The following is a 15247-nucleotide window of genomic DNA, read 5'->3' as shown; positions in this document are numbered from 1 at the left end:
TATGGAACACATCACATTATCTCTACCTGCTAACCGCCTGCTCAGTGGCAGAGCGATGGCCGGGGTCGTTGGTTCCGGTGATATGGAAGTGCTGTACACCGCAACTGAAGGCCAGACACTGAACGTCAATATCACCACCTCACTGGATAACAGCGACGCCCGCTGGAAAGCGCTGTTTGACCGCCTGAACTTAATCAACGGCCTGCCCGCCGGAGAGATGATTATCCACGATTTCGGTGCGACACCCGGCGTGGCGCGTATTCGTATTGAACAGGTTTTTGAGGAGGTGAGTCATGCGTAACGATGCCAGTTTTATTGAATTACGGGCCCGCGAACGTGCGCATGCGCTGCTGGATGCGGGCAGCTACCGCGAACTGCTGGATCCTTTTGAGGGCATCATGTCGCCCTGGCTGGCTCCGCAGGGCGTGGTGCCCCAGTCCGATGATGGCATGGTCGTGGCACGCGGCACGCTGAACGGTCAGTCTGCGGTGGTGATCGCCATCGAAGGCACCTTCCAGGGCGGCAGCATGGGCGAAGTCTCCGGGGCGAAAATGGCGGCGGCGCTGGAGCTGGCGGCAGAAGACAATCGCAATGGCATCCCGACACAGGCGGTGCTCTGCCTTGAGACCGGTGGCGTGAGGTTACAGGAAGCGAACCTGGGGCTGGCAGCGATTGCCGATATTCATGCGGCGATTGTCGACCTGCGCCGCTACACCCCGGTGATCGGCATCGTCAGCGGCACCGTTGGCTGCTTCGGTGGGATGTCTATCGCCGCCGCGCTCTGCAGCTACCTGATTGTGACCCGTGAAGCCCGTCTGGGCCTGAACGGCCCACAGGTGATTGAGCAGGAAGCGGGAATTGAAGAGTACGACTCTCGCGATCGTCCGTTTATCTGGAGCATGACCGGCGGCGAAATCCGCTACGCCAGTGGCCTGGTCGATGCGCTGGTGAATGACGGTATCAATGCCGTGAAAACCGCGATGCATGATTTTATTGCCAGGGGCGTTCCGGCGCAGAACCGCAGTGATAAGTATGACGACTTCCTGTCACGTCTGACGCAGTTCGATACCCGCCAGCAGGCGGACACCGCGCAGATTAAACAGCTTTTCGCCCGGGAGGAGAAATAATGACGCAGACAAGCAGCCGTGGTGCAACCTGGCTGGAAAAACTTGCACCTGATGCACAGCGCCTGAGCGGTCTGTGCGCCTCTGTTCAGGTGGCTGACGGCCAGCTTAATGGCGAAGATGTCCGCTTTATCGCCGTCGTGCCCGATGCCCAAAACCACTATCCGCGCGCCGCGCAGGGTGAAGTGGGTCTGCTGGAAGGCTGGACGCTGGCGAAAGTGGTGAATGAAACGCGGGAAGCTGACAAAAACAGCGCTGTGAAACGTCCGATTGTGGCGGTGATCGACGTCCCCAGTCAGGCCTACGGTCGCCGCGAAGAGGCGTTTGGCATTCACCAGGCGCTGGCAGGTGCAGCAGGCGCCTATGCGAATGCGCGCCTTGATGGTCATCCGGTGATTGGTCTGATTGTGGGTAAAGCAATGTCCGGTGCGTTCCTGGCACACGGATATCAGGCCAACCGCCTGATTGCGCTCAACGATCAGGGCGTGCTGGTCCATGCCATGGGCAAAGCGTCAGCGGCGCGCATCACACTGCGTTCGGTAGAGGCGCTGGAGAAACTGGCCGCCACCATTCCCCCAATGGCATATGACGTGAATAACTTCGCCACGCTGGGTCTGCTCTCTGATCTGCTGAACGTTGCCAATCCTGATACGCCGTCTGACGCCGATGTGGCGATGGTTGAGATTGCATTACAGAAGGCGATCAATGACGCGCGTCAGGATCCTACCCTGAAAAACCGCCTTGGCGCCTCTAATCGTCAAAGCTCCTCCCTGGTTCGCGAGCGTATGCGCGCGACCTGGTAATTATATAAAAAAAACCAACCTGCCGAAACCGGTCTGACGGGGCGCATCGCGACGTGCGCCCCGGAGCAGTGGCCGTGTTCAGAATTATAAACATCGCTGTTTTTAAAGAATTTTTCTCTTAATTACAGGTGATTTATGATTTACATAATTGTTCATGCCCTTGCTCCAATTTTTATCATTATGCTGTTAGGTTTCTGGGCCGGTAAGGCCGGAATGGTCAATAACAGAGATGTCTCCCTGCTCAATATTTTCGTGATGGATTTTGCGCTGCCCGCTGCGCTGTTCAGTGCCACCGTTCAGACACCCTGGTCGGGTATCGTGGCGCAGTCGCCATTGATTGTCGTCTTAACCGGGGCGATGTGGATAACCTATGTGGCGCTCTATTTCCTGGCGACCCGCCTGTTTAAAAAGTCGCCTCAGGATGCTGCGGTATTAACGCTGACTGTCGCCCTGCCCAATTACGCCGCGCTGGGGCTGCCGATTCTGGGCAGCGTACTGGGAGAAGGTTCAGCAACTTCACTTTCTGTTGCGGTTTCAATTGCCTGCGGCTCGGTGCTGATGACACCCTTCTGCCTGCTGATTCTGGAACGGGAAAAAGCGCGCATTGCCGGTGAGAATGTGGGTTCGACAGTGACCATGCTGCCGGTGCTGATGTGGCGCTCGCTCAAAAAGCCGATCGTTCTTGGCCCGCTGCTGGGTGTGGTGTTGTCGGCGCTGGGCTTCAGAATGCCGGAGCTGGTCATCTCAGCGATTAAGCCGCTGGGGCTGGCAGCCACCGCCGCCGCGCTGTTCCTGACCGGCGTGATCCTCTCCGCACGTCAGCTGAAACTCAACGCCATCGTCGGCGTCGGGACGGTTGCCAAACTGCTGATTCAGCCCTTTATCGCCTGGGGTCTGGTGCTTGCGCTGGGACTTCACGGGTCAGTGGCAATCACCGCTATTCTGATGATAGCGCTGTCAGCCGGTTTCTTTGGCGTGGTGTTCGGCAACCGCTTTGGCGTGCAGTCACCCGATGCTGAGGCCGTGCTGCTGCTAAGCTCAATTCTGTGTATTTTATCTTTACCGTTGTTCATTACGCTGACATCAGGAATGTAATATGCGTGCGCCGCGTCCCCACGATTTGCTCTGGCTGCGACACAGCAGTGCTTTAGCCACGATTCAGGAGAGCTGGGTCAGCCCGTTCTGGCATCCCGACATGCCGGTGGTGGTGCGGCGCGATCGCCATGAATCCGGTTTGATCCCGATTGGCGTGCGCGGTGAGCGACGTGAGCAACGCGCCGCTGGCTGGATCACGTCAGACACTATTATCCGCGTGGTGACGCCAGAATGGCTGGCTGAACGCACACGGCTGCTGGATTCGCCCTTTACGGCTTATGCGCCTGTCAGCGCGGCGATTTCGCTCAGCGAGACCGCCTGGCCGTGGCGCTGGGGCATTACCGGCAGCACCGGTTATGCGCTGGCAACGCAATGCCCTGTGTTGCACGCCACCAGCGATCTGGATGTCATCATCCGCGCCCCGCAGCCACTGCCACGCGATGCGCTGCAACGCTGGCAGACAGCAACCGACGCGCTGAGCTGCCGGGTGGATACGCAGGTGGAAACGCCGTCTGGCGCCTTTGCCCTGAACGAGTGGCTACGCGAGGAGCGCGTGCTGTTAAAAACCGACACCGGACCGATACTGACCGCTTCACCCTGGAGCAGGGAGAATCCATGAAAATACTCTTTACCTTCCCCGGCCAGGGCACCCAGCGTGCCGGGATGCTGCAACATCTGCCTGAGGGCGATGCGCTGAAAAGCCGCGTGCGTGCGGTGCTGGGCGAAGAAGCTGACCGGCTCGACAGTGCCGATGCACTGCGCCACACCCGCGCCGTGCAGCTCTGTCTGCTGATTTCAGGTGTTGCCTGGGCGCGCGAACTGATCCGCCGTGGGGTGAAACCCGATATCGTCAGCGGTTTATCGATTGGCGCGTTTCCTGCGGCGGTGATTTCCGGCGCGCTGGATTTCAGCGACGCTCTGCGGCTGGTTGCGCTGCGCGGCGATCTGATGGAGCAGGCGTATCCGCAGGGATATGGCCTGACCGCGATCACTGGCTTAACGCTGAGCCAGCTGGAGAAACTGCTACCCGGCAGCAACACCTACATCGCGAACCTCAATGCGGAAACGCAGATTGTGATTGCTGGCCGCGACGAGGATATGGCAGTGGTCGCGCAGAGGGCGCTGGATGCGGGAGCCAGTAAAGCGATTAAGCTCGCGGTGAGCGTGCCGTCGCACTGCGCGCTGCTGGATAAACCCGCCGCCGAACTGGCTCGCGCCTTTGCGTCCGTCACCCTCTCCCGCCCCGATTGTGCCTACCTCAGCGGCTCAACCGCGCGGGTGATTTGGGAGCCGGAGAAAATTGCCGACGATCTTGCCTTTAATATGGCGCGCACGGTGCAGTGGAATGATGCGATGGTTGCAGCGAATCAGCGTGATGCCCGACTGGCCATTGAGATGCCGCCTGGCAGTGTGCTGACCGGTCTGACGCGTCAGGCGAACTGGCAGGGCGAAGCGATTTGTCTGGAGCGCAATAGCGTGGAGGTAGCACTGCATCTCGTTAAACGGTTACATCAGTAAGGCTGCGGGCGTACATTCGCCCTTCTGCCGCCAGGGCCAGCAGGTCATTGTCACGTTCGCGGTGATGTGAGTAGACAATCGAGATCTGCTGACGCATCTGGTAAGGCTCAGCCAGCCTCAGCAGCTGGATGTTATTTTCATACACCTTCTTCATCCGTCCCGGAATCAGCGCCAGACCCACGCCCGCCTGCACCAGGCTTATCATCGAGAAGATGTCATTTACCTGAGTAACCATGCGCGGTTCAAATCCGGCAATCTGAAATGCCTCCTGTGAACCGGCATAAGTGGCGAATCCCTCTGCCAGTGAGACAAAATCACGGTCAGCATAATCACGCAGATCCACCGGTCCGGTTTCGCTCTGCGATTCTTCAGCCGGCATGGACAGAAAGATGCTGTCTGTGAACAGCGGAATCACTTCAAATTGCGCATCACTGAGTTCGCCCTCATCGGTGGCGATCAGAATCGCATCCAGCGCGTCATCTTCCAGCATATTGAGCAGCATCTGATTCGACCCCATAGTCAGGTCAAGCTCCAGTGCTGGACGACGCAGCTTCATGCCCATGATCAGGCGGGGAATGGTTTCAAGCGTCAGCGAGTAGAGTGTGCCAAGCCGCAGGCGACCCCCGCCGATACCCGCCACTTTGCGCGCCTCTTCAATGCCTTTGCCCATCAGTGTGGTCACGTCGCGACAATAGTCCAGCAGCGTCCAGGCAGCCGGCAGCGGCACCAGGTTGCGGCCTTTATGAATAAACAGCGGGCAGTCGATGCCCTCTTCCAGCGTGTGCAGGGCGCGATGCACGCTGACGCTGCTCAGCTCCAGCGCTTCCGCCGTGCGGGCGATATTGCCTTTGCTCATAAACATCATGAAGACGCTGAGCTTACGGAAGGTAATTTCCTGGTTAATGTTGTCACTCATTGGCTGCGGTTGCCTGTAGGGTCGTTTTGCATGTCCGCATAGTAACGATTCTTCACCAGGGTGTAATGATCACGCTCGCACAACGGGCATTTACAGGCCCGGAGTCGATAAGCGGCTGAATTTTTTAGAGGTGTGTGGCGTGGGAGAGAAGCAGAAAGAGGAAGAGTGCGGCCGATCCCTCGGCCGCAGAGAAAACAAAATTTACTGCAGGAGCCTTACAACCTTACCGGCGAGATATTCCAGATCTCATCAGCGTACTCCTGAATAGTACGGTCCGACGAGAAGTAGCCCATTCCGGCGATGTTTTTCGCCGCGCGGCGCTGCCACTCATCCGGCTTACGGTAGAGCGCATCCACCTTATCCTGGGTATCTACGTAGCTGCGATAATCCGCCAGTAACTGATAGTGATCGCCGAAGTTAACCAGTGAATCGAACAGATTGCGGTAGCGGCCCGGATCCTGCGGACTAAACAGACCTGAAGCAATCTGGGTCAGCACCTGGTGCAGTTCCTCATCGCCTTCGTAATAGTCACGCGGGTTATAGCCGTTCTTACGCAGCGCTTCGACCTGTGGCGTGGTATTCCCGAAGATAAAGATGTTCTCTTCACCAACGTGATCCAGCATCTCAACGTTAGCCCCATCCAGCGTACCGATAGTCAGCGCGCCATTCAGCGCAAACTTCATGTTACTGGTGCCGGAGGCTTCAGTGCCTGCGGTGGAGATCTGTTCAGAAAGATCGGCCGCCGGAATGATGATCTGCGCCAGACTCACGCTGTAGTTCGGGATGAAAACAACCTTAAGCTTGTTCTTCACCTGCGGATCATTGTTGATCACATTCGCGACATCGTTGATCAGGTGAATAATGTGCTTGGCAACGTAATACGCTGATGCCGCTTTACCGGCAAAGATATTCACGCGCGGCACCCAGTTCGCCTGCGGATCGGCCTTGATTCGGTTATAGCGGGTGATCACATGCAGCACATTGAGCAGTTGGCGTTTGTACTCGTGAATACGCTTGATCTGCACATCGAATAGCGCATTCGGGTCGAGCACCACGTCCAGATTCTTCGCGACCCAGTCAGCCAGGCGTCGTTTATTCTGATGCTTCGCGACTGCCACTTTTTCAATAAACGCCGGATAGTCGATCTGCGCTTTCAGTTCGCTCAGCTGACTGAGATCGGTGCGCCAGTTACGACCAATCTCCTCATCCAGCACCTCTGACAGCGCCGGGTTGGCCAGCGCCAGCCAGCGACGTGGCGTCACGCCGTTGGTTTTGTTACAGAAACGCCCTGGGAACAGGCGCGAGAAATCGGCAAACAGAGACTGCACCATCAGATTGGAGTGCAGCTCAGACACGCCGTTCACTTTGTGACTGACCACAACCGCCAGCCAGCCCATGCGAATCCGGCGGCCGTCGTTCTCATCAATGATCGAAATGCGCGACAGCAGATCCAAATCATCCGGGTAGTGATCCTGAATGGTCTTGAGGAAGAAGTCGTTAATCTCGAAAATAATGCTGAGGTGACGCGGCAGGATCTTACCGATCATATCAACCGGCCAGGTCTCCAGCGCTTCGGTCATCAGCGTATGGTTGGTATAGGAGAAGACCTGACAGCAGACATCAAAGGCGCTGTCCCAGCTGAACTTATGGTCGTCAATCAGCAGGCGCATCAGTTCAGGGATCGCCAATACCGGATGGGTATCGTTGAGGTGAATGGCGATTTTGTCCGCCAGGTTGTCCCAGGTCTGATGCATCCGCCAGTGACGATTCAGGATGTCCTGCACCGTCGCGGAGACCAGGAAATATTCCTGACGCAGACGCAGTTCACGGCCGGAATAGGTAGAGTCATCCGGATAGAGCACGCGCGACACGTTCTCAGAGTGGTTTTTATCTTCCACTGCCGCGAAATAATCACCCTGGTTAAACTTACCGAGGTTGATTTCGTTGCTGGCCTGCGCACCCCACAGTCGTAAGGTGTTGGTGGCGTCGGTGTCGAAGCCCGGGATGATCTGGTCATAAGCCATCGCCAGAATCTCTTCGGTCTCCAGCCAGCGCACTTTCGTGCCTTCATGCTGCACGCGACCGCCGAAACGCACTTTGTAACGGGTATTGAAACGCTGGAATTCCCACGGATTACCATACTCAAGCCAGTAATCCGGAGACTCTTTCTGCTCACCTTCCACGATGTTCTGTTTGAACATGCCGTAGTCATAGCGGATGCCGTAGCCACGGCCCGGCATGCCCAGCGTCGCCAGCGAATCGAGGAAACAGGCCGCCAGGCGACCGAGACCGCCGTTGCCCAGTCCCGGATCGTTCTCCTCTTCCATCAGCTCGGCCAGATCCAGCCCCATCTCATCCAGCGCCTGGTTGAGATCGTCATAAATCCCCATCGCCAGCAGCGCATTCCCCAGCGTGCGGCCCATCAGGAACTCCATCGACAGGTAATAAACCTGGCGGACATCCTGAGAGAGCTGGGCACGGCTGGAACGCAGCCAGCGCTCCACCATCCGGTCGCGCACCGCCAGCAGCGAGGCGTTGAGCCACTCGTGCTTGTTGGCAATAGAGGGATCTTTGCCGATGGTAAACATCAGTTTGTAGGCAATCGAATGCTTTAAGGCATCAACCGTCAACGTTGGTGAGGCGTAAGTGAAAGGTGCATTCATATCCAGTTTTCCCAATCCGTTACATCAAACGTTGGTAGAGATCACGGTAGGCTGTTGCTGCCACCTGCCAGCTAAAGTCCATTGCCATCGCCTGGCGCTGAACATAGCGCCATAACGAAGGACGGGACCACAATACGAACGCACGTCGGATGGCCCGTAACAGCGACCAGGCATTGGCATCTTCGAAACTGAATCCACTGGCGATACCGTCGGCCAGATTCTCTAACGAGCTATCATTAACGGTATCGGCCAGTCCACCCGTACGTCGCACTAACGGCAACGTACCATACTTCAGGCCATAAAGTTGTGTCAGACCGCAGGGCTCAAAGCGACTCGGCACCACAATGACGTCCGCGCCACCCACAATGCGGTGTGAAAATGCTTCGTGATAGCCAATCTGCACGCCTACACTTCCGGGATGTTCTGCCGCCGCCGCCAGGAATCCCTGTTGCAGTTCGGCATCGCCCTGACCCAGCAGCACCAGCTGTCCGCCCTGCGCCAGCAAGCCAGGCAGCGCCTCTAAAACCAGGTCCAGACCTTTCTGTTTAGTCAGGCGGCTGATCACGCAGAACACCGGCGCTTTATCATCCACTTTCAGGCCCATCGCAACCTGCAGCTGACGTTTATTTTCTGCTTTTGCTTCCAGCGTGTCGCGGTTATAGCGTGCGCTCAGCAGCAGGTCGTGCGCCGGATCCCAGATAGAGGGATCAACGCCATTAAGAATCCCGCTAAGACGACCTTCCCGCATCCGCTGCGCCAGCAGGGTTTCCATGCCGTAAGCATATTCAGCAGAGGTAATTTCATGGGCGTAAGTCGGACTGACCGCCGTGATATGGTCGGCGTAAAAAAGGCCCGCTTTCAGGAAAGAGATCTGACCGAAGAACTCCAGCCCATGCATGTTAAAGAATGACCATGGCAGGCCAATCTCATCCATATGATGCGCCATGAACAGGCCCTGATACGCCAGGTTGTGCACCGTGAACACCGACTTAGCCGGACGTCCTCGTGCTTCCAGATAGGCGCAGGTCAGGCCTGCATGCCAGTCGTGCGCGTGCACGATATCGGGACGCCACATGGAATCCATGCCACACGCCAGTTCGCAGCCAACCCAGCCCAGCAGCGCAAAGCGCAGATAGTTGTCGACATACGCAAACTGCGACTCATCATGATAAGGACTACCAGGACGATCGTAGAGGCCGGGCGCATCAATTAAGTAGATGCCCACACCGTTAAATTCACCAAATAACAGACGTATATGACCAGCAAATGTCTCTCGCTCCGTCACTACATGGAGATCAGGTATGCCTTTGCGCAATGCGGGAAAAGCAGGCAACAGCACCCGCGTATCCGTACCGCCCGCAATTTGCGCCTGAGGTAATGCCCCGACTACATCAGCCAGTCCGCCCGTTTTCAGCAGCGGGAAAAGTTCTGAACAGACATGTAAAACCTGCATCCTCGACCTCATTAAGTTATCCGGCACGCTCCGCGTGCCGATTGCGTAAGTTCCGCTTATCGCTTACAGCCCCGCTTTGGCCAGTCTGGCCAGCATGGCGCGGGTTACCAGTACGATCCCTTCATCCGAACGATGAAACCGGCGACTGTCTTCATCGGGGTTTTCGCCAATCACCATGCCTTCCGGCAGTTCGCAGGCGCGATCAATCACGCAGCGACGCAGACGACACGATCGGCCAACGACCACATCAGGCAGCAGTACAGTTGAATCGATATTGCAAAACGAGTTAACGCGTACCCGTGGGAACAGCACCGAGTTGACCACCACCGAACCGGAGATGATGCAGCCGCCTGAAACCAATGAATTCATGGTCATCCCGTGACTGCCGGAACGATCCTGAACAAATTTGGCTGGCGGCAGCGGCTCCATATGGGTACGAATCGGCCAGGTGACGTCATACATATCGAGTTCCGGCATCACCGATGCCAGGTCGAGATTGGCGCGCCAGTAGGCTTCCAGCGTCCCGACATCACGCCAGTAAGGTGGCGCGTTGTCGTCGTTCTGAACGCAGGAGAGCGCGAAGGAGTGTGCATAGCCTTCGCCACTTGCCACAATTTTCGGCAGAATATCTTTGCCAAAGTCATGGTTAGAGCCTGGCGTCTGCAGATCTTCCTCCAGCAGCGCATAGAGATAGTCCGCGTTAAAAACGTAGATCCCCATGCTGGCCAGCGCCTGCGTGTCATCACCTGGCATGGTAGGCGGCTTCGCAGGTTTCTCCACAAAGTCGATCACCATGTTCTCTTCGTTCACCGCCATCACACCAAACGCCGTGGCTTCATGTACCGGCACGGGCAAACAGGCAATGGTACATTTCGCCTCGTTGACCACGTGATCCAGCAGCATGCGTGAATAATCCATCTTATAAATGTGGTCCCCGGCAAGGATCACGATGTACTGCGCCTGATAGCGGCGAATCACATCAAGGTTTTGCGTCACGGCATCGGCCGTACCGCGATACCACTGTTCGGTCGAAAAGCGCTGCTGCGCTGGCAGCAAATCGACAAACTCATTCATCTCTTCATTGAAGATGGACCAGCCACGCTGGATATGCTGAGTCAGGGTATGGGACTGATACTGCGTAATCACGCCAATCCGTCGGATACCGGAGTTAACGCAGTTGGAGAGGGCAAAGTCGATAATGCGGAACTTGCCGCCGAAATGCACCGCAGGTTTGGCACGCTTAGCCGTTAAATCGACCAGTCGCGTGCCGCGTCCGCCGGCGAGGATCAGAGCAACCGTCTGTGTAGGGAGCTGGCGGGCCAGCATCAGGTGATCTGTTCTATCTAACTTAACCATGTCTGACTCCTTATGATTGCTTTTGGAACACGCACACACCGTGTGCGGGACCATGCCAGACAGTTAACAGGATGGGGTTGTCGTCCCCGGCGAAAGGAGGAAGGGCACGCCATTCTCCGTCTGGTAACACGATGTCATTCACCGTATCCGTGGCGTTTATTGTTATTAACCAGCGGCCGGACAGCAGGATCTGCAATCTGTGCATTCCCTGTGCCCATTCATCGTGTTGCAGTGGCTGGCCACCGGCATTGAGCCACTGCACATTGCCGTCACCGTCCTGCCACCAGCGATCTGCGGTCAGCGCCGGAATGCGCTGGCGCAGAGCAATCAGTGCTGCGGTGAATCCGACTAATCCTTTCTCATCCGCCTGCCAGTCAAGCCAGCTCAGCGCGTTGTCCTGACAGTAAGCGTTGTTATTACCGCGCTGGGTGTGGCCACGCTCGTCACCTGCCAGCAGCATCGGCGTGCCCTGTGACAGCAGCAGCGTCGTCAGCAATGCCCGTACGCTGCGGCGACGGCGTTCAATGACGTCAAAGCTGACGTTCAGCCCCTCTTTGCCGTGGTTGTGACTGTAGTTATCACCATGGCCATCGCGGTTATCTTCCCCGTTCGCCTCATTGTGTTTACGTTCAAAGCTCACCACATCCCACAGCGTAAAGCCGTCGTGGGCGGTGATGAGATTAACCGTGGCGTGTGGCGGCCGGTCGTCGTGCTGGTAGAGATCGCTGGAGGCGGCAAAGCGGCGAACGAACTCGCCATTGCTTAAGCCGCCATGGAGCCAGTATTGACGCGCGGTGTCGCGAAACTTATCGTTCCATTCGGCAAACGGTGGCGGAAAGCGGCCAACCTGATAGCCGTCAGGGCCGATATCCCAGGGTTCCGCAATCAGCTTGACCTGAGAGAGCAGCGGACAGGCGCGTATCGCGTCAAAAAAGGGCGCATCACGCTGATAATCGGGCGTGCGGCCCAGCACCGGCGCAAGGTCAAAGCGGAAGCCGTCGACGTGGCAGACCCGCACCCAGTAGCGCAGCGCCTCCAGGGCCCACGTCATCACCTGCGGATGGTGGATATTCAGTGTGTTGCCGCAGCCGGTCCAGTTCTGGTACTCACCCTGCTCATCCAGCCAGTAGTAGCTGGCGTTATCGATGCCGCGCATTGAAATCGTCGGGCCAATCACATCCAGTTCGGCTGTGTGGTTAAACACCACATCCAGCACCACTTCGATACCCGCAGCATGCAGGTTTTTAACCGCCTGCTGGAACTCCTGAAGCGGTGTTACGCCCGGCTGACCGGAGGCGTAGCGGGGATCCACCGCCCAAAGTGCAAAGGGGTTGTAGCCCCAGTAGTTACTCAGGCCAAGCTGCAGCAGTCGCGGTTCACTGGCAAAGTGGGCAACCGGCAGCAGCTCAAGGGTGGTAATCCCCAGATCGCGCAGGTAATTCACCATAACAGGATGACCCAGCGCCGCGTAAGTCCCGCGTAACGTTTCCGGAATTTCCGGATGCTGCTGCGTCAGGCCGCGCACGTGGGCTTCATAAATCACTGTGTTACCCCACGGGATACGTGGTGCGACATCACCCTGCCAGTCAAAATCCTCCGCGACGACCCGGGACTTCGGCGCAATCGCTGCGTTGTCATGCGGATCGGGCTGCGCTTCACCGCCATGAAACAGCAGATCATCACGCACATCGCCTTCTACGGCGCGGGCGCAGGGGTCAACCAGCACCTTCGCCGGATTAAAACGATGCCCCTGCTGCGGCGCCCAGGGGCCATGCACCCGGTAACCGTAGCGCTGTCCCGGTTTTAACGCCGGAACATAACCGTGCCAGATATCCCCACTGCGGCCAGGCAGGTCAAGACGCTGTTCCGCGCCCTGTTCATCAAACAGGCAGAGCTCTACGCGCTCTGCATGCTGTGAGAACAGGGTGAAGTTAACGCCTTTGCCATCGTAACTGGCACCCAGCGGTTCGGGATCGCCGGCAGTGATGGTCATTCAGCCTCCCGCACCAGCCATACTGTTGCCAGCGGTGGCAGATTAAGACTCAGCGACTGCGGTCGTCCGTGGCTCTCCTGCTCATCGGTATGTACCCGCTGATTTCGCACGTCACTGCCGTGATAATCATGCTGGTCGGTATTCAGCACCTCGCGCCAGTAGCCCGGCTGGTTGACGCCAAAGCGATAACCCGGGCGCGGCACCGGCGTAAAGTTACTGACCACGATCACTTCGTTGCCTTCACGATCGCGGCGCACAAAGGCGAAGACGGAATGCTCTGCGTCGTCTACCACTAACCACTCAAAGCCTGCCGGATCGAAGTCGAGCTGATGCAGCGGCGTGTAGTATTGATAGGTATGGTTGAGATCACGCACCAGACGCTGAACGCCGTTGTGCCAGTTATCCTCCCCTTCCAGCAAATGCCAGTCGAGACTGACGTCATGGTTCCACTCACGGCCCTGGGCAAATTCATTGCCCATAAACAGCAATTTTTTGCCCGGGAAGGCCCACATCCAGCCGTAGTAGGCACGCAGGTTGGCGAACTTCTGCCAGGCATCGCCCGGCATACGATCCAGAATCGAGCGTTTACCGTGCACCACTTCATCATGCGATAGCGGCAGCACAAAGTTTTCAGTGTAGTTGTACATCATGCCGAAGCTCATCAAATTGTGATGATGCTTGCGGTAAATGGGATCGACTTTCATGTAGTCGAGGGTGTCGTGCATCCAGCCCAGATTCCATTTGAACCAGAAGCCCAGCCCGCCACCTTCAGTTGGACGCGTCACGCCAGGATAGTCTGTAGACTCTTCAGCCATTGTCACCGACCCGGATGCTACCGTGCCGAGCGTGCGGTTGGTGTAGCGCAGGAACTCAATCGCTTCCAGGTTCTCACGGCCACCGTACTGATTTGGCACCCACTCCCCTTCACTGCGGCTGTAGTCGCGGTAAATCATCGACGCGACCGCATCCACACGCAGGCCATCGATGCCAAAGCGCTCCGTCCAGTAGAGCGCATTACCCGACAGGTAGTTGCTCACTTCGCGGCGGCCAAAGTTGTAGATCAGGGTGTTCCAGTCCTGGTGGAAGCCTTCACGCGGATCGCTGTGCTCATAGAGCTCTGTTCCGTCGTACTTCGCCAGACCGAAATCATCGCTGGGGAAATGGCCTGGCACCCAGTCGAGCAGCACGTTGAGGCCCGCCTCATGGGCAGCGTCAATGAAGGCGCGAAACTCGTCACGCGTACCAAAACGGCGGGTCGGCGCATACATGCCCAGCGGCTGATAGCCCCAGCTGCCGTCAAACGGATGTTCGTTAACGGGCAGCAGTTCGATATGGGTAAAGCCCATCTCTTTAACGTAAGTCACCAGCTGTTCAGCCAGCTCTTTGTAGCTCAGCCAGAAGTTGTTGTCGGTGTGACGACGCCAGGAACCCAGGTGGACTTCATAGATTGAGATGGGCGCGTCGAAAGCGTTGGCGGCCTTGCGCTCCTCTTTCATCTCAACCGGCTCCGGCAGACCACAAATCATCGACGCCGTCTGCGGACGCATCTGTGCCTCAAAGGCGTACGGGTCCGCTTTGATGCGCAGCTCACCATTGGCATCGATAATTTCATATTTGTAGAGCTGGCCGTTAACCGCACCTGGCACAAACAGTTCCCAGATACCTAACTCCTGACGCAGACGCATCGGATGACGGCGGCCATCCCAGAAGTTGAAATCGCCAACCACGGAAACGCGACGGGCATTGGGTGCCCAGACGCAGAAGCGGGTGCCGAAGACGCCATCAATCACGTCGCCGTGCGCGCCCAGCGTCTCATAAGGGCGCAGATGCGTCCCTTCCGCCAGCAGCCACAGATCCATCTCCTGCAGCAGTGGCCCGAAACGATAGGCATCATCGACGAGGTTTTGCTGACCATGCCAGTTGACCGCCAGTTGATAACGGAATGGATTTTTACGGCGTGGAATGACGCCACTGAAGAAGCCGCGTGCATCTTCACACACCAGCTGAGCCAGTTTACGCCCGGTGGAGGTTTCAATGACCCACACTTCAAGCGCTTCGGGGAGCAATGCCCTGACCTCAAGGCCTTGCTGAGTTCGGTGCATCCCTAGTAACGAAAAAGGGTCGGCATAATTACCCGCAAACAGGGCATTGATCGCATCGCGATCGGGAAGCTCTGACATGACTTTCTTCCTGTGATAATTGGCAGCCGAAATGAACGCAACATAGCCTGTCGCGCTTCACCTGCGCTGCTCTTCATTGAGCCATACGTACAACGACAAAGCAGTCAGGCCATTCCATGGGAAAAGTGTTTTGTCGCGTACCACAA

Annotated in this window: 12 protein-coding genes; 6 read left to right on the top strand and 6 right to left on the bottom strand. The window is 57.2% G+C overall.

Annotated elements, in window-relative coordinates:
- Nucleotide 1: 1 nt before the first annotated feature.
- From mdcC to mdcH, 6 genes are all read left to right on the top strand, one after another.
- Nucleotides 2–301 (top strand): malonate decarboxylase acyl carrier protein, encoded by a 300-nt coding sequence (mdcC, locus tag KTJ90_RS01695; protein WP_499025893.1) that lies wholly within the window; start codon nucleotides 2–4, stop codon nucleotides 299–301.
- On the top strand, nucleotides 294–1127 hold the full coding sequence (locus tag KTJ90_RS01690) for a biotin-independent malonate decarboxylase subunit beta (protein WP_078805134.1): 834 nt from the start codon (nucleotides 294–296) through the stop codon (nucleotides 1125–1127). The genes mdcC and KTJ90_RS01690 overlap by 8 nt, the downstream gene beginning before the upstream one ends.
- Entirely contained in the window at nucleotides 1127–1927 is an 801-nt protein-coding gene (gene mdcE / locus KTJ90_RS01685; RefSeq protein WP_499025892.1) for a Clp protease/crotonase-like domain-containing protein, read from the top strand. The genes KTJ90_RS01690 and mdcE overlap by 1 nt, the downstream gene beginning before the upstream one ends.
- A 135-nt stretch (nucleotides 1928–2062) precedes the next feature.
- Nucleotides 2063–3022, top strand: a complete 960-nt coding sequence (locus KTJ90_RS01680) for an AEC family transporter (RefSeq protein WP_008926279.1) — start codon at nucleotides 2063–2065, stop codon at nucleotides 3020–3022.
- 1 nt (nucleotide 3023) lies between these two features.
- Nucleotides 3024–3641 (top strand): malonate decarboxylase holo-ACP synthase, encoded by a 618-nt coding sequence (locus KTJ90_RS01675; protein WP_140916359.1) that lies wholly within the window; start codon nucleotides 3024–3026, stop codon nucleotides 3639–3641.
- The gene (mdcH, locus tag KTJ90_RS01670; RefSeq protein WP_078805130.1) at nucleotides 3638–4540 is read left to right on the top strand and encodes a malonate decarboxylase subunit epsilon; all 903 of its coding nucleotides are present in this window, start codon (nucleotides 3638–3640) and stop codon (nucleotides 4538–4540) included. Before KTJ90_RS01675 ends, mdcH begins: the two co-directional genes overlap by 4 nt.
- Here the strand turns inward: mdcH and KTJ90_RS01665 are convergent.
- The 6 genes from KTJ90_RS01665 to glgB form a co-directional block, all read right to left on the bottom strand.
- Entirely contained in the window at nucleotides 4521–5456 is a 936-nt protein-coding gene (locus KTJ90_RS01665) for a LysR family transcriptional regulator (RefSeq protein ID WP_499025891.1), read from the bottom strand. The two genes, mdcH and KTJ90_RS01665, sit on opposite strands and share 20 nt — an antisense overlap.
- Nucleotides 5457–5671: 215 nt before the next feature.
- Nucleotides 5672–8119: a glycogen phosphorylase gene (gene glgP / locus KTJ90_RS01660; RefSeq protein WP_008926283.1), complete on the bottom strand. Its 2448-nt coding sequence runs from the start codon at nucleotides 8117–8119 to the stop codon at nucleotides 5672–5674.
- Nucleotides 8120–8138: 19 nt separating this feature from the next.
- Nucleotides 8139–9572 carry a glycogen synthase gene (gene glgA / locus KTJ90_RS01655; RefSeq protein ID WP_499025890.1) on the bottom strand — a complete coding sequence of 478 codons (1434 nt, stop codon included), beginning with the start codon at nucleotides 9570–9572 and terminating at the stop codon, nucleotides 8139–8141.
- Nucleotides 9573–9635: 63 nt separating this feature from the next.
- The gene (gene glgC / locus KTJ90_RS01650) at nucleotides 9636–10928 is read right to left on the bottom strand and encodes a glucose-1-phosphate adenylyltransferase (protein ID WP_003853050.1); all 1293 of its coding nucleotides are present in this window, start codon (nucleotides 10926–10928) and stop codon (nucleotides 9636–9638) included.
- A gap of 10 nt (nucleotides 10929–10938) precedes the next feature.
- The gene (gene glgX, locus KTJ90_RS01645) at nucleotides 10939–12921 is read right to left on the bottom strand and encodes a glycogen-debranching protein (RefSeq protein ID WP_499025889.1); all 1983 of its coding nucleotides are present in this window, start codon (nucleotides 12919–12921) and stop codon (nucleotides 10939–10941) included.
- Nucleotides 12918–15101, bottom strand: coding sequence for a 1,4-alpha-glucan-branching protein (glgB, locus tag KTJ90_RS01640; protein ID WP_499025888.1), 2184 nt, complete (start codon nucleotides 15099–15101; stop codon nucleotides 12918–12920). The genes glgX and glgB overlap by 4 nt, the downstream gene beginning before the upstream one ends.
- Between the last annotated feature and the right edge of the window lie 146 nt (nucleotides 15102–15247).

Origin of the sequence: Pantoea jilinensis (genome assembly GCF_019104105.1) — a bacterium.
GTDB classification, from domain to species: Bacteria; Pseudomonadota; Gammaproteobacteria; order Enterobacterales; family Enterobacteriaceae; genus Pantoea; species Pantoea eucalypti.
Note: the sequence above shows the minus strand (reverse complement) of the source record. Positions and strands in the feature narration are given on the sequence as shown.

Coding starts and splice junctions, on each gene's coding strand:
- mdcC (WP_499025893.1), top strand. CDS start 2: ATGGAACACATCACATTATCTCTACCTGCTAACCGCCTGCTCAGTGGC.
- KTJ90_RS01690 (WP_078805134.1), top strand. CDS start 294: ATGCGTAACGATGCCAGTTTTATTGAATTACGGGCCCGCGAACGTGCG.
- mdcE (WP_499025892.1), top strand. CDS start 1,127: ATGACGCAGACAAGCAGCCGTGGTGCAACCTGGCTGGAAAAACTTGCA.
- KTJ90_RS01680 (WP_008926279.1), top strand. CDS start 2,063: ATGATTTACATAATTGTTCATGCCCTTGCTCCAATTTTTATCATTATG.
- KTJ90_RS01675 (WP_140916359.1), top strand. CDS start 3,024: ATGCGTGCGCCGCGTCCCCACGATTTGCTCTGGCTGCGACACAGCAGT.
- mdcH (WP_078805130.1), top strand. CDS start 3,638: ATGAAAATACTCTTTACCTTCCCCGGCCAGGGCACCCAGCGTGCCGGG.
- KTJ90_RS01665 (WP_499025891.1), bottom strand. CDS start 5,456: ATGAGTGACAACATTAACCAGGAAATTACCTTCCGTAAGCTCAGCGTC.
- glgP (WP_008926283.1), bottom strand. CDS start 8,119: ATGAATGCACCTTTCACTTACGCCTCACCAACGTTGACGGTTGATGCC.
- glgA (WP_499025890.1), bottom strand. CDS start 9,572: ATGCAGGTTTTACATGTCTGTTCAGAACTTTTCCCGCTGCTGAAAACG.
- glgC (WP_003853050.1), bottom strand. CDS start 10,928: ATGGTTAAGTTAGATAGAACAGATCACCTGATGCTGGCCCGCCAGCTC.
- glgX (WP_499025889.1), bottom strand. CDS start 12,921: ATGACCATCACTGCCGGCGATCCCGAACCGCTGGGTGCCAGTTACGAT.
- glgB (WP_499025888.1), bottom strand. CDS start 15,101: ATGTCAGAGCTTCCCGATCGCGATGCGATCAATGCCCTGTTTGCGGGT.